The organism is Streptomyces parvus (genome assembly GCF_032121415.1).
In the GTDB taxonomy this organism is placed as follows: Bacteria; Actinomycetota; Actinomycetes; order Streptomycetales; family Streptomycetaceae; genus Streptomyces; species Streptomyces globisporus_A.
The window spans coordinates 5929189-5947865 of record NZ_CP135079.1 but is presented as its reverse complement, the minus strand read 5'-3'; the positions used below and the strand labels follow the sequence as shown (position 1 = coordinate 5947865).

The following is an 18677-nucleotide window of genomic DNA, read 5'->3' as shown; positions in this document are numbered from 1 at the left end:
GCGGCGGATGCGGCGTGGAACGCGGTACGAGGCGCTGCTCGGCCCGCTGCTGGCGGGCGGGGCCCCGCCGGACCTGGTGACCCGTGCGGCGCGCCGCCTCGGGCTGCCGGAGCGGGGGCGCTACGCCGTGGTGGTGCTGGGCGCACCGGTGCCGGACGCGGCGGTGGCCGAGGGGCCGGACGCGGACGGGTCGCGGTGGTGGTGGGGCGCGGCGGAGGGTTCGGCGGGCGGGGCGGAGAGCCGGGAGGCCGCGGTGGTGCTGCTGGGCCCGGCGGGCCCGGCGCGGGCGGCGGCGCGGCTCAGGGAACTGGGCGCCGGTCCGGGAGGTGTGAGCCCGGTGGTGGGCTCCCTGGCGGAGGTGGGCACCGCGCGCCGGCTGGCGGGTACGGCGCTGCTGACGTGCGAGCCGGGCAGCCGGGAGGTCGTCCGGCTGGACGAGCGGCTTCCGGCGGCCCTGCTGGTGAGCCGCCCGGAGCTGTCCACCCGGCTGCTGGCGGAGGTGTTCGGCCCGCTGCTGACGCTCGTACCGGCGGAGCGGTCACTGCTGGTGGAGACGTTGGAGACCTGGCTGGAATGCGGGGGTTCGGTGGGGCGGACGGCGGCCCGGCTGGGCTGTCACCGCAACACGGTGTTCAACCGGCTGCGCCGCCTGGAACGCCTGACCGCACGCTCGCTCTCCCGGCCGCGCGAACTGGTGGACCTGGTGCTGGCGCTGGACGTGCTGCGGCTGTCGTCGGCCCCGCCGTGAGGGGAGGCCGGAACGGGGCGGGGGCCGGCGTCGCCCGGCCCCGCCCGTCGTGCGGTCGTCAGCCCGCCAGGAAGTCCCGGGCGATCGATTCCGCCGCCCGCTCCAGCAGCGGGCCGGCCTGGGCCATCGAGATCGCCGGGTCCGGCTCCAGCTCGGTCAGCGCGTAGGCGCGGCGGATGCCTGCCTTTTCCAGGGCCTCCGGGGGCAGGGCGAGGCGGCCGCAGACCGCCACGACCCCGATCCCGGCCGCGCGGGCGGCCGCGGCGACCCCGGCCGGGGCCTTGCCGTGGAGGGTCTGCTCGTCGAGCGAGCCCTCGCCCGTGATCACCAGCGTGGCGCGGTCCAGCGCGGAGGCGAAGCCGAGGACGTCGAGCATGACCTCGATGCCGGGGCGGAAACGGGCGCCGAGGGCGACCAGCGCCCCGTAGCCGATGCCTCCGGCCGCGCCCGCGCCGGGCAGCGCCGCCGCGTCGGGGCCGAGGATCGAGGCGTAGTGCGTGAGAGCCGCGTCGAGGGCCGCGATGTCCTCCTCGCTCGCGCCCTTCTGCCGCCCGTACACCTCGGGCGCCCCCTTGGGCCCGGTCAGCGGGTTGTCCACGTCGCTGGCGAGGATCAGGTCGACGTCCGCCAAGCGCGGGTCGAGCCCGGAGAGGTCCGCCTCGGCCAGCGTCGCGAGCGGTCCGCCTCCAGGGGCGACGGGCTTGCCGTCCGCGTCCAGGAAGCGGGCGCCGAGGGCCGCGAGCATGCCCGCGCCGCCGTCGGTGGTCGCGCTGCCGCCGACCCCGAAGACGATCGTCCTCGCCCCCGCCTCCAGGGCGGCCTTCAGCAGCTCACCCGAGCCGTACGTGGTGGCCGTGAGCGGGGCGAACACCCCGTCGGGCAGGTGCTGGAGGCCCGATGCCTCGGCCATCTCCACCACGGCGGTGTCCCCGCGCAGCGCGTACGCCGCCGTCACCGGGTCGCCGAGGGGGCCGGCCACGCGCGCCTCGCGGCGCTCGAAACCGGCGGCCACCGCCGCCGCGACCGTACCGTCGCCGCCGTCCGCGACCGGCAGGGCCTCCACCGCCAGGCCGGGGACGACGCGCCGCAGCCCGGCCGTCACCCGCTCCGCGACCTGTACGGCCGTGAGCGAGCCCTTGAACTTGTCAGCCGCCACGAGCACGCGGGCGGTCTCCACATCTGCTCCGTCCGTCACCTTGCATCCCTTGCTTTCGAACAGGCAGTCGCGCCGCCCCGACCCTATCCGCACGACCCCTGATCTGCCCATGCCCGTCCACGGCAGCGCGGTGCGGACCCCGGCCACTACGCTGTCGGCCGTGACGACTCCCGATGCCGACTACGCCGCGTACATCGCCGGGCTCCCCCGGGTCCTCGCCGGTGCCGCCACGCTCTTCCGCGACGTCGAGGGGCGGATCCTGCTCGTCGAGCCGAACTACCGCAAGGGCTGGGCGCTGCCCGGCGGGACCGTCGAGTCGGAGACGGGCGAAGGCCCCCGGCAGGGCGCCCGCCGCGAGACGGCGGAGGAGATCGGCCTCGACATGGCCCCGGGGCGGCTGCTCGCCGTGGACTGGGTGCGGGGCACGGGCAGGCCGCCGATCGTGGCGTACGTGTACGACGGCGGGGTACTCACCGCCGCCCGGCTCGCGGCGATCCGGCTCCAGGAGGAGGAGCTGCTGTCCTGGCGGCTGGTGGCCCCAGCCGACCTGGACGGCTTCCTGCTGGGCCCGCTCGCCGGCCGGGTTCGGGCAGCGCTGGGGGCCCTGACGTCGGGCGGCGGGCCGGTGGAGCTGGAGGACGGCCGGCCGGTCGTGTCCGGGTAGCAGCGGGCCGCGCTCGGCGGTTGCCGCTCCGGTCGGCGCGGAAGCGGTCGCACCGGCCGCCGGTCAGCCCTGCTGTGCCTCGGGTTTGATCTCCCCCTCGCGCGCCGCGCCCTCCCGCTCGGCGACGAGGGCCTCGGTGCGGTGGCCGCGCGCGATGTAGTCGCGCACCACGAGTTCGACGGCGTCCTGCGGGTTACCCACCCCCGCGAGGACCATCGCTTCGACGACGAGTTCGGCATCCAGACTGACGGTCACCTTGGCCATGCGCGGACCCTACCCCGGCGCGTTCCGACCGGGGCCCGGTTCCCCGAAGTGCACCGCGTCCTGCCGGGTGCCGGATCGCGGTCGCCACCATCCGGGCGGGGCTCGCGGTCCGGATCGGGAAACCGCTGATCAGCTTCCACGGCACGCTGGACGTCCTGCTCCCGATCTCCCGTACCTCGGACACGTACGCGCGGATGGTGCGGCAGCAGGGGCGCGGGGCGCTTCACCGCTACTACCGCGTCGAGGGCGGCACGCATGTGGACTCGCTCGTCGACACCTTCCCCGACCGGCTGCGTCCGCTCGTGCCGTGCCACCGTTCTGCGGCCGAGGCGCTGGAAAGCTGGCTGGAGGACGGTCGGCGTCCCCCGCCGGGCCGCACCCTGAAGCTGCCCGAAAACGCCGCTCCCGCCGAACGGCTCACCCGCTGCCCCCTCGACGGGTGGCCGAGCGGGTGGCGGAGTCCACCACCTCCTCTCCGCTCACTGTGGAGATTCACGCCATGGGATGTCCGGCCGGGCGTCTCTAGCGTTCCGGCCATGACGAGTCAATTTCACGCAGCCTCCGCTTCCCCGTCGCCGGGCGTCGGGGCCGTGGACCTCAGGGGGCGTACCGCCCTCGTCACCGGCGGCGGCAGCGGCATCGGCCGGGCCACCGCCGAGGCGCTCGCCGCCGCCGGGGCCCTGGTGCACGTGGTCGACCGGGAGGCGGAGAGCGCCGAGTCCGTCGCCGCCGCGATCGGCGGGGCGGCCCACGTCGTGGACCTGGCCGACGCGGAGGCGGTCGGGTCGCTGCCGGCCGGGGTGGACGTCCTGGTCAACAACGCCGGACTCCAGCACGTCTCCCCCATCGAGGAGTTCCCGCCGGCCCGCTTCGCGCTGATCCAGCAGGTGATGGTGACCGCCCCGTTCCTGCTGATGCGGCAGTGCCTTCCGCACATGTACGCCGGCGGGTGGGGCCGGATCGTCAACGTCTCCAGCATGCACGGGCTGCGGGCCAGCGCCTTCAAATCCGCCTACGTCGCCGCCAAGCACGGCTTGGAGGGGCTGAGCAAGGTGGCCGCTCTGGAGGGCGCCCCGCACGGGGTGACCAGCAACTGCGTCAACCCCGGCTATGTCCGCACCCCCCTGGTGGAGGGACAGATCGCGGGCCAGGCGGCCGCGCACGGGATCCCCCCGGAGGAGGTGGTCACCGACGTCCTCCTGGAGCGCTCCGCGATCAAGCGGCTGATCGAGCCCGACGAGGTCGCCGCGGTCTGCCTCTGGCTCTGCGGCCCCCACACCGGATACATCACGGGCGCCTCGCTCCCCGTGGACGGGGGCTGGGGCGCCCGCTGAGGGGGCCGCGCACCCTCGGCGGCGCACAGGGGTGCCGGGGTCCCCGATGCGGGGGATCATCGGACTATGAGTGGCGATGATCCCCTGGTCCCGGCAGCAGAGGGCCCGGCCGCGAACGAGGAACGCCTCCTCAGGCGGTACCAGGCGCTCATGGGCGCCGTGCCGCAGTCGGTGTGGGTGATGTCGCCGGACGGCGAGGTCACCCTGTTGGCGGGGGGCGGGATCGCGGAGAAGCTCTGGCACCCCGGCGCCGGCACCTCGTGGATGGACGCCGTGCACCCCAAGGACCGGGACTGGTTCCAGCGGGCCTGGCGCGGAGCCACCCGGCAGCGATCGCCGCTCGACACGATCGTCCGGGTGCGGCTCGACGGGGCTCTCGACCGCTTCCGCCACATCAAGATCGTCGCCGCGCCCGTCGTCGAGGGGGACGGGGAGGTGGAGTGGGTCGGCACCGCCACCGACGCGGAGGAGCACTGGCGCAGTCGTATGCGGGAGAAGCTGCTGGCCAGGATGGCTGCGGTGCCCGCGGCCCACGATCTCTCGGAGGCCTTCCTGACGACGGCGGCGGCCGTGGTGCCGGAACTGGCCGACGCGGTGGCCATCTTCCGTGTACGGGACGGTGTCCAGGCCGCCGGGGGTCCTTCCGGCGCAGCGGCCGCGACGTTTCCGGAGCGGGTGGGGCTCGCCCCCGGGCTGCCCGCCCTTCCCCCGCTGGACGCCGATTTCCTGCTCGGGCCGGTCGCCCGGCGGGCCATCGACGGCCAGGAGGCGCGGCTGCTGGTCTTCCCGCCCGGCGGGCCCGCCGGGGAGGGGCTCTCGGACGTCTCGGTCCGGTGGCTGCGCGAGGCCGGTGCGACCGGCGTCGCCCTGCTGCCCGTGGTGGTGGACGGCCGGACCGTCGCGCTGGCGACCATCGCGACCTGCCGGGGCAATCCGCCCCCGGACGAGGCCGACCTCTCCCTGTTGCGGGACGTCTTCCAGCAGATGAGCGGGCCGCTGCGCCGGACGATGGAGCTGCAGAGCATCCGCGGCACGGCGCTGGCGCTCCAGCAGTCCTTCCTGGCGCCCCCGCCGTCCGTCGAAGGCCTCGCCATCGCCGCGCTCTACCACCCGGCGGACTCGGCGGCGGAGGTCGGCGGGGACTGGTACGACGCCGTCCGGCTCTCGGCCGACGCGCTCGCCCTGTCCATCGGGGACATCGCGGGCCACGATCTCGACGCGGCCACGGCGATGGGGCGCGTCAACAGCATCCTGAGGGGTCTCGCGTTCGACAGTGGCCCGGACGCCAGCCCGGCGGAGACACTGAGCCGGCTCGACCGTGTCGTCCAGGCGCTCGACAGTCCTTCGATGGTCACGGTGGTGCACGCGATCCTCCACCGGAGGGGTCAGGGCGGCTGGCACGTGGACCTGTCCAACGCCGGCCACCCGCCCCCCCTGCTGATCCCGGCCGACGCACCGTCGCGGTTCCTGCACGGCCTCACGTCCCCGGACCCGCCGCTGTGCGTCGCCGACCGCCTGACCCGCACCACGCTCCACGCGGCCCTGCGGAAGGGCGACACCCTGGTGTGCTACACCGACGGGCTGGTGGAGACGCCGGACACGGACATCGCCGACAACCTCCGGTGCCTGCGCGAACGCTCCGACGCACTGGCCCGCCGGGGCGTACCGTTGCCCTCCCTGATCCGCGGGCTGCTGCCCCCGCCGCACCACCGCCGGGACGACATCGCCGTCATCGCCCTGCGGGCAGAGCCGGACGGGTGACCCCGTCGGTCGGGGATCGCATCGTTTGCACCCTGAACAGCGGCTCCCTACCCTCGATGAAGCCGTCCTCGGACGAAAGAAGCTCCGCATGAACACACCGAACGAACCCGCGGCCGGACTGGCGACCTCTCGCGCCCACTCCGCCCGGGTGTACGACTACATCCTGGGCGGCAAGGACCACTACCCCGCGGACGTCGAAGCGGGCGACGCCATGTGCCGGCACTGGCCCGCCCTTCCCGTCCACATGCGGGAGAACCGTCGGTTCATGCACCGCGCCGCCCGCTTCCTCGCGGAGGAACGCGGCATCCGGCAGTTCCTGGACGTCGGGACCGGTCTGCCGACCTCCCCGAATCTGCACGAGATCGTGCAGGAGGTGTCGCCGGAGTCGCATGTGGTCTACGTCGACAACGACCCCATCGTCCTCGCCCACGCCCGCGCCCTCCTGCAGAGTTCCCCCGAAGGCGCCACCGCCTACGTGGACGCGAACATGCACGAGCCGGACGCCATCCTGGGCAGCCCCGAGTTCCGCGAACTCATCGACCTGGACCGGCCCGTCGGTCTCATGGTCATCGGCATCATGCATTTCATCGAGCCGCCGGACGACCGGAGGCTGGTCCGGCGCCTGCTGGATCCGCTGCCGTCGGGCAGCTATCTCGCGATGACCATCGGAACGGCGGACTTCGCACCGGAAGAGGTCAACCAGGTGGCGCGGGAGTACCGCCAGCAGGGCATGCCCTTCGTCCTGCGCGACCTGCCCACCGCCACATCGTTCTTCGAGGGCCTGGAGCTGGAGGAGCCGGGCATCACCCAGGTGCACACGTGGCGCCCCGGCCCGGAGCAGAGCGGCGTCGACGGCCGGGACATCGCCATGTACGGAGCGGTCGCCCGGAAGCCCTGACGCGGCCGGATCACACGGCCGACCAGCCGTCGTCCACGGGCAGCACCGCGCCGTTGACGAAGGACGCCGCGTCGGAGGCGAGCCAGACGATGGCCGCGGCCTGCTCGTCCGCCGACCCGACCCGGCCCATGCCGGCGCCGATGAGGCCCTTCACGACGGCGGGGCCGTGCGCGTCGGGGCGGGCGTCGACGCCGATGCCGGTCGCGGTGGGGCCGGGCGCCACGAGGTTGGCCCGGATGCCCTGCGCCCGGTACATCACCGCCAGGTTCCTCACGAGACCGGTGACCCCGTGCTTGGCGGCGGTGTACGCGGCTCCGGCGGCACCGCCGCGCAGGCCGGCCTCGGAGCCGGTGAAGACCAGGGACCCGCCGCCCGCGGCCAGCATGGGGGGAAGGACGGCGCGGGTGAGCAGGAAGGGAGCCGTGAGGTCGACCCGCAGCACCCGCTCCCACTCGGCGTCGTCGGTCTCGTGGACGGCCGACATCCGGTCCATGACGCCCGCGTTGTTGATCAGGACGTCGATCCCGCCGAACTCCGCCACCGCCTGCTCCACCAGGAAGTCCACCGTCCGCTGCTCGGCGAGGTCGCCGACCGCGGTCAGGGCGACACCCCCGGCGGCGGCGATCTGCCGTGCGGTCTCCTCCACTCCGCTCGCGTCCAGGTCGGCGGCCAGGACGTGGTCCCCCTGGGCGGCGAAGGCCAGGGCGGCGGCGCGGCCGATGCCGGACGCGGCCCCGGTGACGATCACGCCGCGGTACGGGCGGGCGGTGCCACCTCCGCCGGATACGACTGCGTTCATGGTGAAGTCCTCTCGACGTGCGGGAAGTTGTCCGGGCATGGGCGGAACGGGGCGGATCAGGCGCGCGGAGCGGTCCGGGAGCGGAGGACCTCCGACAGGGACTTCTCCCGCCACTCTTGCAGGAGTTGGTGGAAGGCGACGGCCCCGTGCGGATAGGCAATCGGCCCGTTGGGCCTGCCGCGGCCCTCGCGGTTGTAGTAGCCGGGGGTGCACTCGGCATGGAACCAGGCGTGGTCGGGAGCGCCTTCGGCCAGGACGGCGAGCCAGGCTTCCTCGGACTCGGGAGAGGGCTCGATGAGGGCGTTCTCCGCCTCGGCGGCCGAGATGAGCGCGGCGGCGTGGACGGCCTGTTCGTCCAGGATGTGGGTGAAGTTGACGCTGCTCGCGTTCTGGAGGGACCCCAGCTGGATGAGGTTGGGGAAGCCGTTGCTCGTGAACCCGTGCAGCGTGCGGGGGCCCTGCCGCCTCCACCGGTCGAGCAGGTGGAGGCCGCCCCGGCCGCGTACCGGGAGTCTGCCCGAATGGATACCGGAGGTCCCGACGTTGAACCCGGTGGCGAAGATCAGGCAGTCCAACTCGTAGGAGGCGCCGCCGACGACGACCCCGTCCTCGGTGACGCGCTCGATGCCGTGGGTGTCCGCCGTGTCCACCAGGGTGACGTTGTCGCGGTTGAACGCCGGGTAGTACAGGTCGGAGAAGGTGGGCCGCTTGCAGGCGTAGCGGTACCAGGGCTTGAGCTTCTCCGCCGCCTCCGGGTCGGCGACGCTCCGGTCGACCCTGGCGCGCAGCTCGTTCATCTTGGTTGCGTCGGCCACCTCGTAAGCCGCTTCGAAGGCCTGCCGGTCGCCCTGCCGGCGGAAGCTCGGCAGGAGCTTCTCCAGCAGCCCCGCGGACGTGGTCCAGCGGTCCGCCACGAGGTCCTGCTCGGCGCTCTCACCGGAGACGATGCGCAGATAGTTCTCCCGCCGTTCGCGGGCCCAGCCGGGCCGGTCGGCGCCCACGTCCCCGGGGGCGGTGCGGCGGTTGGCCCGCTCGTCCACGGTGGAGGGGGTGCGCTGGAAGACGTAGAGGTGTCCGGCGTCCTCGGCCAGCACGGGGATGACCTGAACGCCGGTGGCCCCGGTGCCGACGACCCCCACCCGCTTGTCCGCGAGACCGGTCATGCCGCCCTCCGGGGTCCCGCCGGTGTAGGCGTAGTCCCACCGGGAGGTGTGGAACGTATGGCCCGCGAAGTCCTCGATACCCGGGATGCCGGGGAGCTTCGGGTCGGTCAGGGTACCGGTGGCGCTGACGACGTAGGCCGCCCGGAAGTCATCACCGCGATCCGTGGAGACGAGCCAGGTCTCCGACATCTCGTCCCAGGTCAGCGCGGTGACTTTGGTGGAGAACAGGGCATCGGCGTAGAGGCCGAACCGGCGCGCGATGCGTACCGCGTGACGGCGGATCTCGTCCCCGGGCGCGTACTTCCACTCGGGGACGTAGCCGGTCTCGTCGAGCATCGGCAGGTACACATGGGACTCGACGTCGCAGTGGACGCCCGGGTAGCGGTTCCAGTACCAGGTGCCCCCGAAGTCACCGCCCTTCTCGACGATCCGTACCCGGGCCACTCCCTGCTGCCGCAGCCGCGCCCCGGTGAGGATGCCGCCGAACCCACCGCCTATGACGGCGACGTCGACAAGGTCGTGGAGGGGGGCGCGCTCCGCCGGACCCTCCGTGTACGGATCGGCCGCGTAGTAGCCGAACTCGGCTTCCGCGTCCCGGTACTGGGCCGCGCCGTCGTGACGGACGCGTCGTTCACGTTCGAGGCGGTAGCGCTCCCGCAGCGCGGCGAGCTCGTGGGGGGCCGGGGCGTGAGGAGGTGTCATGGGGGTCCTCGATCCGTGCGGTGGGACAGCCCCGGGCGGGCCGCCGTCCGCTACGGTAGCAACTACCGGACAACACTGTCCGGTTGGTGGCCGGCGCTTCGGCGCTATCCGGCCAGGGGCTCCCCCGGCTCCGTACCCCGCACTCCGGCCCCACCCCCCGCCCCGTGGACAGGAAGAGCGATCCCCTCATGCGGCTCATGCAGCGACGACAGGCCCGGCCCCTTTCCGTGCTCGCCACCATCGGCGCGCTGATTCTCACCGGCTGCGGTACCCAGAGCGGCACTCCCGCAGGGGATACGGGCTCCGCCTCCGGGATCCGGACCATCCGGGCACAGCAGCTCATGCCGCTGACCCAGGTGCACGAAGAGACCGGAAGGACCCTGCTGGAGGGGCCGGTGTTCGGCGAGGACGGCGGGCTGTACGTCGTCGACGTCACCGCGCCCGGGGGCAAGCCCAAGGTGATGCGCGTCGACGTCCGGAGGAAGACGTCCCGGGCGGTCCACACCGACGGCCGAGGGGCCTACACCTCGGCCCAGTTCAGCCCGTACGACGGGCGGCTCTACCTCAGCGACTTCGCGCACGGCGAGATCGTGAGCCTGGCCCCCGGCGGCGGCGACCCGCGGACCTTCTTCTCCGGCGATGTCGACGGCGGGCCGATGAACCCCGACGACATCGCCTTCGATCTCCAGGGCAACCTGTACGTCAGCGACTCACGCGGCCTGACCGAGGGCGCGGCGCGCGGGCGGGTGGTCCGGATCGACCGGAAGAGCGGCGGGGCCACGGTGCTGGCCGACAACCTGGCCGCACCGAACGGGATCAGCTTCGACGCCGACCACCGGGGGCTCTGGTTCAGCGAACTCACCGAGAACCGGATCTCCTACCTGCGCCTCGACGAGTCGGGCGCGGTGACGTCCCGGCACACCGCCGTCCGCGTGGACGGCGGGATCGCCCAGACCGACTCGCTCGCCGTGGACGCGGCCGGCAACCTCTACCAGGGGCTGCACGGCCGGGCGGCCATGGCCGTCTTCAGCCCGCACGGCGAGCGGCTGGCGACGGTCGAACTCCCCGCCCGGGCCAAGGGCCTGGAGTCGGCGACGAACGTGGCCATCACCCCCGGCGGGACGAGGGCGTACCTGACGGTGAGCGGCCCTGCCGGGGGCTACCTCTACACTTTCGACGCGCTCGCCGAGGGCACCCGCCAGTCCAACGGAGGCTGAGCGCGGCGGCAGTCCCGGCCCCGGCTCATCCGCCGAAGGCCCGTACCGGTCCCACCTCGACGCCGAGCAGCCGCCAGGCGGCCAGTGCCCGGAGTTCACGCTCCGCGCGGGTGGGGCCGATCACGGCGGCGGAGACCATGGCGATGGAGAGCGCGAGATCGTCCCCGGCACCGAGCCGGTGCTCGGCGGGGAGGTGCCGCCGCAGGGCGCGCTCCACCCGCTCGGACAGTTCGATGGCGTACGCGCGGATATCCGAGCGGCTGCCCGCCCGTTCGGCGTGGAGGAGGCCAATGAAGGCCGCCGAGTCCACGAGATGCCACGTCAGCACCCCGAGCACCCCGGCGAAGGTCGCGTCCCGGCCCGCCGCCTCCTGCTCGATCTGCCGCACATTCTCCTCCAGCACCGCGGCGACCGCGGCGGCCCGGTCGGGGAAGTGCCGGTAGAGAACGCCCTGGCCGACTCCGGCCCGGCGCGCGATCGCCGAGAGCGGGGCTTCCAGGCCGTGTTCCGCGAAGACCTCCCGGGCGGCGGCGACGAGGGCGGACCGGTTCCGGGCGGCGGCCTTCGGCCCGTCGTTCGCGGGCCGTCGCCCGCGCTGCTCGCTGCGCTCCACCACCCCGGCAGCGTACCGGCAGGCCCGCGGCTCGGTCGGAGGCGGCCGGAAGCGCGTCAGGTCTGCGGCCCGGACCCGACGTGCGCACCTTCTGTCCCGCCCACCGCACCACGCTCACCGGCGATGCCGCGTTCGGCCGGGGAGCCGCCTTCCACGAGGCGGTGCCCGAGCGCCTCCTCGCGGCGGCCCCCGCGAGGAGGCGGATGTCCCGGCGCCGATCCCGGCGGGGGACGCCGATCCGCTCGCGGACCGCGACACCCTCACCCGTACCGTCGTGGCGGGCCGGCCCTGACCCGCGGCACTTCCATGGTGGACGCCCTCACTCTCGCGCCCCCAACTATGGTGTTCCGCCATATACGCCTCTGAACTGCGTGTTTCTACGGTATGGCGACACCGAATCGTCCCGCACACGCCTGGAAGTGGTGCACATGGCCGCCGCAACTCCCTCCGCGAAGTCATCAGGATCCATCGGCCGCATCGTCGCGGCCAGCCTCGTCGGCACCACCATCGAGTGGTACGACTTCTTCCTCTACGGCTCGGCTGCCGCGCTCGTGTTCAACTCGCTCTTCTTCCCCAGCAGCGATCCGCTGGTCGGCACGCTGCTCGCCTTCCTGACGTACGCGGTCGGCTTCGCCGCCCGTCCCCTCGGCGGCGTCGTCTTCGGCCACTACGGTGACAAGATCGGCCGCAAGAAGCTGCTCGTGCTCAGTCTGCTCATGATGGGCGGCGCCACCTTCGCCATGGGTCTGCTGCCCACCCACGCGAGCATCGGGGTGTGGGCGCCGATCCTGCTGACCGTCCTGCGCCTGGTGCAGGGCTTCGCGCTCGGCGGCGAGTGGGGCGGTGCGGTGCTGCTCGTCTCCGAGCACGGCGGCGACGAGCGGCGCGGCTTCTGGGCCTCCTGGCCGCAGTCCGGTGCGCCCGGCGGCAATCTGCTGGCGACCGGCGTCCTGGCGCTGCTCGCGGCCGTCCAGTCCGACGAGGCGTTCCTCGCCTGGGGCTGGCGCATCCCGTTCCTGCTGTCCGGCGTCCTCGTCATGATCGGTCTGTGGATCCGGATCTCGGTCGAGGAGTCCCCGGTCTTCCTGGCGGCGCAGCGCAGGTCGGCCGAGGCCGCCGCCCAGGGGGAGAAGGAACAGCCCCCGGTCGTCGAGGTGTTCCGCAAGAGCTGGCGCGAGGTGCTTCTCGCGATCGGCACGCGCTTCGGCGAGAACATCTCGTACTACATCCTCACCGCCTTCCTGCTCGTCTACGTGACCGTGCACCTGGAGATGTCCAGGAGCGACGCCCTGAACGCCGTCCTGATCGGCTCCGCGGTGCACTTCGTCACCATCCCGATGTGGGGTGCGCTCTCCGACCGGCTGGGCCGCCGCCCGGTCACCCTGATCGGTGCGGTCTCCATGGCGGCCTGGGCGTTCGGGTTCTTCGCGCTCCTGGACACCAAGTCGTTCCCCGTCATCGTCCTCGCGGTCACCCTCGGCCTGCTGCTGCACGGCGCGATGTACGGTCCGCAGGCGGCGTTCATCTCGGAGATGTTCGACACGAAGGTCCGCTACTCCGGCGCCTCGATGGGCTCCCAGCTCGCCTCGATCATCGGGGGCGCGCTCGCCCCGCTGATCGCCGTCGAACTGCTCAAGGACTACGAGTCGTCCGTCCCGATCTCCTTCTACCTCTGCTTCGCCTCCCTGGTCACCGCGGTGACGGTCTGGGTGGCCAGGGAGACCCGTGGCCGCGACCTGACCAAGGACGGCCCGGACCGTTCCGTCCCGGCCGCGCAGGCCGCGACCGTCGAGGACTCGGTCCCCCTCGGCCGCTGATCCCCGCCCTCCCGCTCGCTGCTCCGTGCGGTGCGTGGGAGGGCTCTCCCCGTTGTCCGCTCGGCTCCTCCCGGGAGGCGATCACCGTATGCTCACCGGCGTGACACCCCCCGCCCAGCACTCCGCGCCCGCCCTGCGGCTGCTTCTCGACCTGCTGGCGCAGGGTGCGGCGGCCGAGGAGTTCGACCGGCCGGCCGCCGATGCCCGGCAGGCGGGCGCCTCCGCCGCCGAGCTGGCGGAGATCACCGAGGCCGCCGCCGTGGCGCTGCGCATCCGGCGCACGCTCGGCCAGCACCGGGTCCGCGAGGCACAGCTCACCGCCCTGTTCGACACGGCCAGCGACCTGGCGGCCCTGCGGGACCTGGACGCCGTGCTGCGGGCCATCGTCCACCGGGCGAAGCTGCTGCTCGGCACCGACGTCACCTATCTCTCGCTCAACGACGACGCCGCGGGCGACACCTACATGCGGGTCACCGACGGTTCGGTGGCCGAGGCGTTCCAGCGGGTGCGGCTCGGCATGGGCGAGGGCCTGGGCGGACTGGTGGCCCAGACCGCCCGCCCGTACGCCACCGGGGACTACCAGGCAGACACCCGGTTCCACCACACCACCACCATCGACAGCGCGGTCCTGGACGAGGGCCTGCGGGCGATCCTCGGCGTCCCCCTGCGCCTCGGCGCCCGCATCATCGGCGTGCTGTACGCGGCCGACCGGTCGCCCCGCGAGTTCACCGCCACCGAGGTGGCGCTGCTGTCCTCCCTGGCCGACCACGCCGCGATCGCCATCGACGGGGCCCGGCTGCTGGAGGAGACCCGGGCCGCGCTGGTCGACCTGAACGCCGCGTCGGAGACCATCCGGACGCACAGCGAGGCCATGCGCCGCGCCGAGGAGGCCCACGACCAGCTCACCGACCTCGTGCTCCAGGGCGGCGGGGCCGACGACGTGGCGGCGGCGCTCGCCGACATCCTGGACGGCGGGATCCTCATCCACGACGCGGACGGCGCGGAGCTGGCCCGGGCCCGCGCCGAACCGCTGCCGCAGCCGCTCCCGGCGGTCTCGGCCTCCCGGGCCCGGGGCCGGGCGGTGCCGCTGGACGGCACCTGGGTCTGCGCCGTCCTCGCCGGGCCCGAGCTCCTGGGCTCCATCGCCCTGACCGGCCGGGCCGGTCTCGCGGACGCCGACCGGCTGCTGTTCGAGCGGGCCGGCGTCGTCACCGCGCTGCTCATGCTGCTGCGCCGCTCGGTCGCCGAGACGGAGGACCGGGTACGGGGGGAGCTGCTGGGCGATCTGCTCGCGCGCACCGGCGACCCGGGCACCCTCGCCGCACGCGCCCGCCGGCTGGGCGTCAACCTGAGCCACCGCCACAGCGTGTTCGTCGCCCACAGCGAGGTGGCCCCCCGCCACCGGCTGCTGGCCGCGTCCGCCCGCAGCGCGCAAGCCCTCGACGGGCTGGCCGGGCTCCACCACGACCACGTCGTCCTGGTCGCCCCGTCGGAGGCACCGGGGCCGTCCGCGCAGACGCTCGCCGCCGAGCTGGGCCAGGCGGTCGGCTTCCCCGTCACGGTGGGCGCGGCGGGCCCCGCCACGGGTCCGGCCGAGCTGCCCGACGCGCACCGCGAGGCCGAGCGCTGCCTCTCCGCGCTGCGCGCCCTCGGGCGCACCGGGAGCGGCGGGGCCGTCGCGGACCTGGGGTTCATCGGCGTACTGCTGGGGGACCAGGCGGACCTGGGTGACTATGTCCGGCGGACGCTGGGGCCCGTGCTCGACTACGACAGCCGGCGCGGCACCGACCTCGTCACCACGCTGGACGCCTATTTCGCCGAGGGCGCGAGCCTGACCCGGACCAAGTCGCTGCTCCATGTGCACGTGAACACGGTGGTGCAGCGGCTGGAGCGCATCGGCAGGCTCCTGGGCCCGGACTGGAACGCGCCCGCCCGCACGCTGGAGATCCAGCTGGCCCTGCGGCTCCACCGGCTGACGCAGGGCCCGTGAGGGAGCGAGCCCCGGCAGGAAGGGACTCTCAGCCGTCCAGGCCCGCCGAGACCCGCCGCGAGGGCTTGAAGACGTACAGGTCGAGGATGTCCGGGGCGTCCGCGAGCCCCGGGCCGCCCGCCCCCGCCCAGGTCACGATGTCCTGCTCGGCGTGCTCGTCGTTGACCAGGCCCAGCCAGACGGGCCGGCCCCCGGCCCTGCGCCCCTCGGCGGAGGGCTGCACGACGATCACGTTGCCCTGCTCGCAGGCGTCCAGGCACTCGACCGCCCGTACGGTGGCGGTGCCTTCCAGACCGGAGCGCAGCCGGGCCAGCTGGGCCGCGTGGTCGACGCCCGGGATCTTCTCGGTGCCGCAGCAGCAGCCCCGGCAGACGCTGACGGTGGGGCGGCCGGCGCCCTGGGCGGGCACGTCCTTCTTGCGGGGGCGGCGGCTCATCGGGGGCACTTCCCGTCGCGGAGAGGGGTGAGGTGTCGGGCGAGGATCACCGCCGGTCCGGGTGATCACCACGACTCTACCGAGGCGTACGCGGTTCGAACACCAGCACCCTCGCCGGGCCGGGTGGGGTATCGTTGACGGCTGCGAAGGGGAGTAGCCCCGCAAACCGGTCGTCGACACACTGGAGCCTTCGGGTTCCCGGTGGCCGGGCTCGTGGATCCTGAGAGGGATTCCCGGGCGGGCGAGACCTTCGGTCCTGTATGACACACCCACGCCCTGTGGGCGCTGCCGTCATGCCGGGCCGAGTGGTCCTCCGAAAAGCCCGTGCGGCGCTTCGCGAAGATCCGGGGCCCGGCTCGCACAGAAAGCCACCCGGAATGCATCTCGACCTTCTGGCGATCCTCACCGCCTTCGGGCTGATCTTCCTCGCGGAGCTCCCCGACAAGACGATGTTCGCCTCGCTGGCCATGGGCACGCGGATGCGCCCGCTCTACGTGTGGTTCGGCACGTCGTCCGCGTTCATCGTGCACGTCGCCATCGCCGTCGGTGCGGGCAGCCTCATCGGGCTGCTGCCCGACTGGACCGTCAAGCTCGTCTCGGCCTCGCTCTTCGCGCTCGGCGCGTTCCTCCTGCTGCGCGGCAGCGGCGGGGGCGACGACGACGAGACCGAGGTGAAGACGGTGACCGGTTTCTGGCCGGTCTACTCGACCGCGTTCATGGCGGTCTTCATCAGTGAGTGGGGCGATCTGACGCAGATCACCACCGCCAACCTCGCGGCGAGCAACGGCACCTGGTCCACGGCGATCGGTTCGGCCGCCGCCCTGATGTCGGTGTCGGCACTGGCGCTCCTGGCGGGGAAGTTCATCGCGAAGCGCGTACCGCTGAAGACCGTGCAGCGCATCGGCGGCTTCTGCATGCTGGGCCTCGCCATCTGGACGGCCGTGGAGATCTTCACCGGCTGAGCGGTGCGGGGCACCGGCTGGGCAGCGCGGGCCGGGGGCGTGTCGGCTTCGGCACTCCCCCGGCCCGCGCTGCCCCGGAAGAGAGCGCCGTCTCAGAAGAGCACCTGAACGCCGCCCTCCCGCCTCCCGCCGTTCTCGAAGGCGAGCAGCCGCTGCTTGCGGTCCAGGCCGCCGCCGTACCCGGTGAGGCTCCCGGAGGCGCCGATCACTCGGTGGCACGGGACGATGATCCCGACCGGGTTCTTGCCGTTGGCCAGGCCGACGGCCCGCGAGGCGCCCGGCTTGCCGAGCTCCTCGGCCAGTTCGCCGTACGTACGGGTCTCGCCGTACGGGATCTTCAGCAGCTCCGCCCAGACGCTCCGTTGGAACGGGGTGCCCGCCAGGTTCATCGGGAGGTCGAAGGCGGTGCGGTCTCCGGCGAAGTACTCGCCGAGCTGCCGGACCACCTCTCCGAAGGGCTCGGGCTCCGGTACGCCGAAGGTCTCCTCGGGCGGACGGTGGCGCTGGTCGGTCATGTAGAGGGCCGACAGGACGCCGTCGGTGGCGACGAGCGTCAGCGGGCCGTAGGGGCTGTCGACGACCGTGTGCTGCTTGGCCGGGGTCGTGGTGGTCACGCCGGTCATGGAAGGGCCTCCTTCAGGCGGGCAGGTGGTTGATGGGGTGGTCGTCCACCGTCCAGAGGTACTGCACGGCGTACGCCCGCCAGGGGCGCCAGTCGGCGGCCCGTGCGGTGAGGGCGGCGGGGGTGGCCCGGAGGCCGAGCCGTTCGGCGGCGCGGCGGATACCGAGGTCGGTGGGGAGGAAGGCGTCGGGGTCGCCGAGTGACCGCATGGCGATGGACTCGACGGTCCAGGGGCCGAAGCCGGGCAGCGCGGCCAGCTCGGCGCGGGCCTGGTCCCAGTCGGCGTCGGTGTCGAGCCGCAGCCGGTCCTCCGCGAGGGCGGCGACGAGCGTGGTGAGGGTGGTGCGGCGGGTCCGCGGCAGCGCGAGGGTCTCCGGGTCGAGGTCCGCCAGCGCCCCGGGGGTCGGGAAGAGGTGGGTGAGCCCGCCCTCGGGGTCGTCGAGCGGGACGCCGTGGGCGGTGACCAGCCGGGCCGCGTGGGTGCGGGCGGCGGCGGTGGAGACCTGCTGGCCGAGCACCGCGCGTACGGCGAACTCCGCGCCGTCCACGGTGCGCGGCACCCGGCGGCCGGGGCCCGCGTCGACCAGCGGGGCCAGCAGCGGGTCGGTGCGCAGCTGGGCGTCGACGGCGACCGGGTCCGCGTCCAGGTCGAGGAGCCAGCGGCAGCGGCTGATGGCCCGGGTGAGGTCGCGGGGGTCGGTGAGGGAGAGCCGGCAGGCGATGTGGTCGGGCTTCGGGGTCAGGGCGACGACGCCGTGCCCGTACGGGAGGGTCAGCGTGCGCCGGTACGCTCCGTCGCGCCACTCCTCGACGCCGGGGACCGCGGTCGCGGCGAGGTGGCCGAAGAGGTTGCTGGGGTTGAGCGGGGCCCGGTAGGGCAGTCGGAGCGCGATGACGCCGGGTACGGCGGTGGTCCGCGGGCCCCGGGCGGCGCGGGCGCGCAGGTCGCCGGGGGCCAGGGCGAAGACCTCGCGGACCGTCTCGTTGAAGGTGCGGATCGAGGAGAAGCCGGCGGCGAACGCCACCTGGGCCATGGGCAGGTCGGTGGTCTCGATGAGGAGGCGGGCCGTCTGTGCCCGCTGGGCGCGGGCCAGGGCCAGCGGTCCGGCGCCCAGCTCGGCCAGCAGCTGGCGTTCGATCTGGCGGGCGGAGTAGCCGAGCCGGGCGGCGAGCCCGGGTACGCCCTCGCGGTCGACGACCCCGTCCCGGATGAGGCGCATGGCGCGGGCGACCGAGTCGGCACGGGCGTTCCACTCCGGGGACCCGGGGCTGGTGTCGGGGCGGCACCGCTTGCAGGCCCGGAATCCGGCCTGCTGGCAGGCGGCGGCGCTCGGGTAGAAGGTCATGTTGCGGGTCTTGGGCGGCACGACGGGGCAGCTGGGGCGGCAGTAGATCCGGGTGGTGAGGACCGCGGTGAAGAACCAGCCGTCGAAGCGGGCGTCCTTCGACCGGACGGCCCGCACGCAGCGCTCGGTGTCGGTGTGCATGGTTCCAGGATGGTTCACCGGTCAGGGGCTTGGCTGGCGGAAAT

At 73.7% G+C, this 18677-nt stretch carries 17 protein-coding genes and 1 pseudogene; 10 read left to right on the top strand and 8 right to left on the bottom strand.

Going from position 1 to position 18677, the window contains the following annotated elements; translation table 11 throughout:
• Nucleotides 1-7: 7 nt before the first annotated feature.
• Nucleotides 8-748 (top strand): PucR family transcriptional regulator, encoded by a 741-nt coding sequence (locus RNL97_RS27760; protein ID WP_313751329.1) that lies wholly within the window; start codon nt 8-10, stop codon nt 746-748.
• 58 nt (nt 749-806) lie between these two features.
• On the opposite strand, the gene RNL97_RS27755 is transcribed toward RNL97_RS27760, so the two are convergent.
• Entirely contained in the window at nt 807-1925 is a 1119-nt protein-coding gene (locus RNL97_RS27755) for a glycerate kinase (RefSeq protein WP_030582996.1), read from the bottom strand.
• Between the two features lie 139 nt (nt 1926-2064).
• Here RNL97_RS27755 and RNL97_RS27750 point away from each other — a divergent pair, with 139 nt between their 5' ends.
• Nucleotides 2065-2568 carry an NUDIX domain-containing protein gene (locus RNL97_RS27750; protein WP_030582999.1) on the top strand — a complete coding sequence of 168 codons (504 nt, stop codon included), beginning with the start codon at nt 2065-2067 and terminating at the stop codon, nt 2566-2568.
• Between the two features lie 63 nt (nt 2569-2631).
• Here RNL97_RS27750 and RNL97_RS27745 read toward each other — a convergent pair whose 3' ends face one another.
• On the bottom strand, nt 2632-2832 hold the full coding sequence (locus RNL97_RS27745) for a type II toxin-antitoxin system VapB family antitoxin (RefSeq protein WP_030583002.1): 201 nt from the start codon (nt 2830-2832) through the stop codon (nt 2632-2634).
• A gap of 74 nt (nt 2833-2906) precedes the next feature.
• Here RNL97_RS27745 and RNL97_RS33135 point away from each other — a divergent pair.
• From RNL97_RS33135 to RNL97_RS27730, 4 genes and pseudogenes are all read left to right on the top strand, one after another.
• A pseudogene (locus RNL97_RS33135) lies at nt 2907-3188 on the top strand (3-hydroxybutyrate oligomer hydrolase family protein); the annotation flags it as partial.
• A gap of 180 nt (nt 3189-3368) precedes the next feature.
• Complete coding sequence (locus RNL97_RS27740; protein WP_032765520.1) at nt 3369-4166, top strand: 3-hydroxybutyrate dehydrogenase; 798 nt, start codon at nt 3369-3371, stop codon at nt 4164-4166.
• Nucleotides 4167-4232: 66 nt separating this feature from the next.
• Nucleotides 4233-5927: a PP2C family protein-serine/threonine phosphatase gene (locus RNL97_RS27735; protein WP_313751328.1), complete on the top strand. Its 1695-nt coding sequence runs from the start codon at nt 4233-4235 to the stop codon at nt 5925-5927.
• Nucleotides 5928-6015: 88 nt separating this feature from the next.
• A complete protein-coding gene (locus tag RNL97_RS27730) occupies nt 6016-6825 on the top strand; it encodes an SAM-dependent methyltransferase (RefSeq protein ID WP_030583006.1) in 810 nt (269 codons plus the stop codon).
• A gap of 10 nt (nt 6826-6835) precedes the next feature.
• Here the strand turns inward: RNL97_RS27730 and RNL97_RS27725 are convergent, their stop codons facing one another.
• Nucleotides 6836-7624 carry an SDR family NAD(P)-dependent oxidoreductase gene (locus tag RNL97_RS27725; RefSeq protein ID WP_243315753.1) on the bottom strand — a complete coding sequence of 263 codons (789 nt, stop codon included), beginning with the start codon at nt 7622-7624 and terminating at the stop codon, nt 6836-6838.
• 56 nt (nt 7625-7680) lie between these two features.
• Nucleotides 7681-9489: a flavin-containing monooxygenase gene (locus RNL97_RS27720; RefSeq protein WP_030583008.1), complete on the bottom strand. Its 1809-nt coding sequence runs from the start codon at nt 9487-9489 to the stop codon at nt 7681-7683.
• 197 nt (nt 9490-9686) lie between these two features.
• Between RNL97_RS27720 and RNL97_RS27715 the strand changes: the two genes are divergently transcribed.
• The gene (locus tag RNL97_RS27715) at nt 9687-10706 is read left to right on the top strand and encodes an SMP-30/gluconolactonase/LRE family protein (RefSeq protein WP_030583019.1); all 1020 of its coding nucleotides are present in this window, start codon (nt 9687-9689) and stop codon (nt 10704-10706) included.
• Between the two features lie 25 nt (nt 10707-10731).
• Here the strand turns inward: RNL97_RS27715 and RNL97_RS27710 are convergent, their stop codons facing one another.
• Entirely contained in the window at nt 10732-11322 is a 591-nt protein-coding gene (locus RNL97_RS27710; protein ID WP_243315752.1) for a TetR/AcrR family transcriptional regulator, read from the bottom strand.
• 425 nt (nt 11323-11747) lie between these two features.
• On the opposite strand from RNL97_RS27710, the gene RNL97_RS27705 reads away from it, so the two are divergent.
• Entirely contained in the window at nt 11748-13136 is a 1389-nt protein-coding gene (locus tag RNL97_RS27705; RefSeq protein WP_313751327.1) for an MFS transporter, read from the top strand.
• 88 nt (nt 13137-13224) lie between these two features.
• On the top strand, nt 13225-15126 hold the full coding sequence (locus RNL97_RS27700) for a helix-turn-helix domain-containing protein (protein ID WP_030583028.1): 1902 nt from the start codon (nt 13225-13227) through the stop codon (nt 15124-15126).
• A 28-nt stretch (nt 15127-15154) separates the two neighbouring features.
• Here the strand turns inward: RNL97_RS27700 and RNL97_RS27695 are convergent, their stop codons facing one another.
• The gene (locus RNL97_RS27695) at nt 15155-15562 is read right to left on the bottom strand and encodes a (2Fe-2S) ferredoxin domain-containing protein (RefSeq protein WP_243315748.1); all 408 of its coding nucleotides are present in this window, start codon (nt 15560-15562) and stop codon (nt 15155-15157) included.
• A 377-nt stretch (nt 15563-15939) separates the two neighbouring features.
• Between RNL97_RS27695 and RNL97_RS27690 the strand changes: the two genes are divergently transcribed.
• Nucleotides 15940-16524 carry a TMEM165/GDT1 family protein gene (locus RNL97_RS27690; RefSeq protein ID WP_030583034.1) on the top strand — a complete coding sequence of 195 codons (585 nt, stop codon included), beginning with the start codon at nt 15940-15942 and terminating at the stop codon, nt 16522-16524.
• Nucleotides 16525-16616: 92 nt separating this feature from the next.
• Here RNL97_RS27690 and RNL97_RS27685 read toward each other — a convergent pair whose 3' ends face one another.
• Both RNL97_RS27685 and RNL97_RS27680 read right to left on the bottom strand, forming a co-directional pair.
• Nucleotides 16617-17147, bottom strand: coding sequence for a methylated-DNA--[protein]-cysteine S-methyltransferase (locus RNL97_RS27685; RefSeq protein WP_030583036.1), 531 nt, complete (start codon nt 17145-17147; stop codon nt 16617-16619).
• Between the two features lie 13 nt (nt 17148-17160).
• Complete coding sequence (locus RNL97_RS27680) at nt 17161-18633, bottom strand: AlkA N-terminal domain-containing protein (RefSeq protein WP_030583038.1); 1473 nt, start codon at nt 18631-18633, stop codon at nt 17161-17163.
• Between the last annotated feature and the right edge of the window lie 44 nt (nt 18634-18677).

Coding starts and splice junctions, on each gene's coding strand:
- RNL97_RS27760 (WP_313751329.1), top strand. CDS start 8: ATGCGGCGTGGAACGCGGTACGAGGCGCTGCTCGGCCCGCTGCTGGCG.
- RNL97_RS27740 (WP_032765520.1), top strand. CDS start 3,369: ATGACGAGTCAATTTCACGCAGCCTCCGCTTCCCCGTCGCCGGGCGTC.
- RNL97_RS27700 (WP_030583028.1), top strand. CDS start 13,225: ATGCTCACCGGCGTGACACCCCCCGCCCAGCACTCCGCGCCCGCCCTG.
- RNL97_RS27695 (WP_243315748.1), bottom strand. CDS start 15,562: ATGAGCCGCCGCCCCCGCAAGAAGGACGTGCCCGCCCAGGGCGCCGGC.
- RNL97_RS27685 (WP_030583036.1), bottom strand. CDS start 17,147: ATGACCGGCGTGACCACCACGACCCCGGCCAAGCAGCACACGGTCGTC.
- RNL97_RS27680 (WP_030583038.1), bottom strand. CDS start 18,633: ATGCACACCGACACCGAGCGCTGCGTGCGGGCCGTCCGGTCGAAGGAC.
- RNL97_RS27730 (WP_030583006.1), top strand. CDS start 6,016: ATGAACACACCGAACGAACCCGCGGCCGGACTGGCGACCTCTCGCGCC.
- RNL97_RS27690 (WP_030583034.1), top strand. CDS start 15,940: ATGCATCTCGACCTTCTGGCGATCCTCACCGCCTTCGGGCTGATCTTC.
- RNL97_RS27735 (WP_313751328.1), top strand. CDS start 4,233: ATGAGTGGCGATGATCCCCTGGTCCCGGCAGCAGAGGGCCCGGCCGCG.
- RNL97_RS27725 (WP_243315753.1), bottom strand. CDS start 7,624: ATGAACGCAGTCGTATCCGGCGGAGGTGGCACCGCCCGCCCGTACCGC.
- RNL97_RS27705 (WP_313751327.1), top strand. CDS start 11,748: ATGGCCGCCGCAACTCCCTCCGCGAAGTCATCAGGATCCATCGGCCGC.
- RNL97_RS27745 (WP_030583002.1), bottom strand. CDS start 2,832: ATGGCCAAGGTGACCGTCAGTCTGGATGCCGAACTCGTCGTCGAAGCG.
- RNL97_RS27720 (WP_030583008.1), bottom strand. CDS start 9,489: ATGACACCTCCTCACGCCCCGGCCCCCCACGAGCTCGCCGCGCTGCGG.
- RNL97_RS27715 (WP_030583019.1), top strand. CDS start 9,687: ATGCAGCGACGACAGGCCCGGCCCCTTTCCGTGCTCGCCACCATCGGC.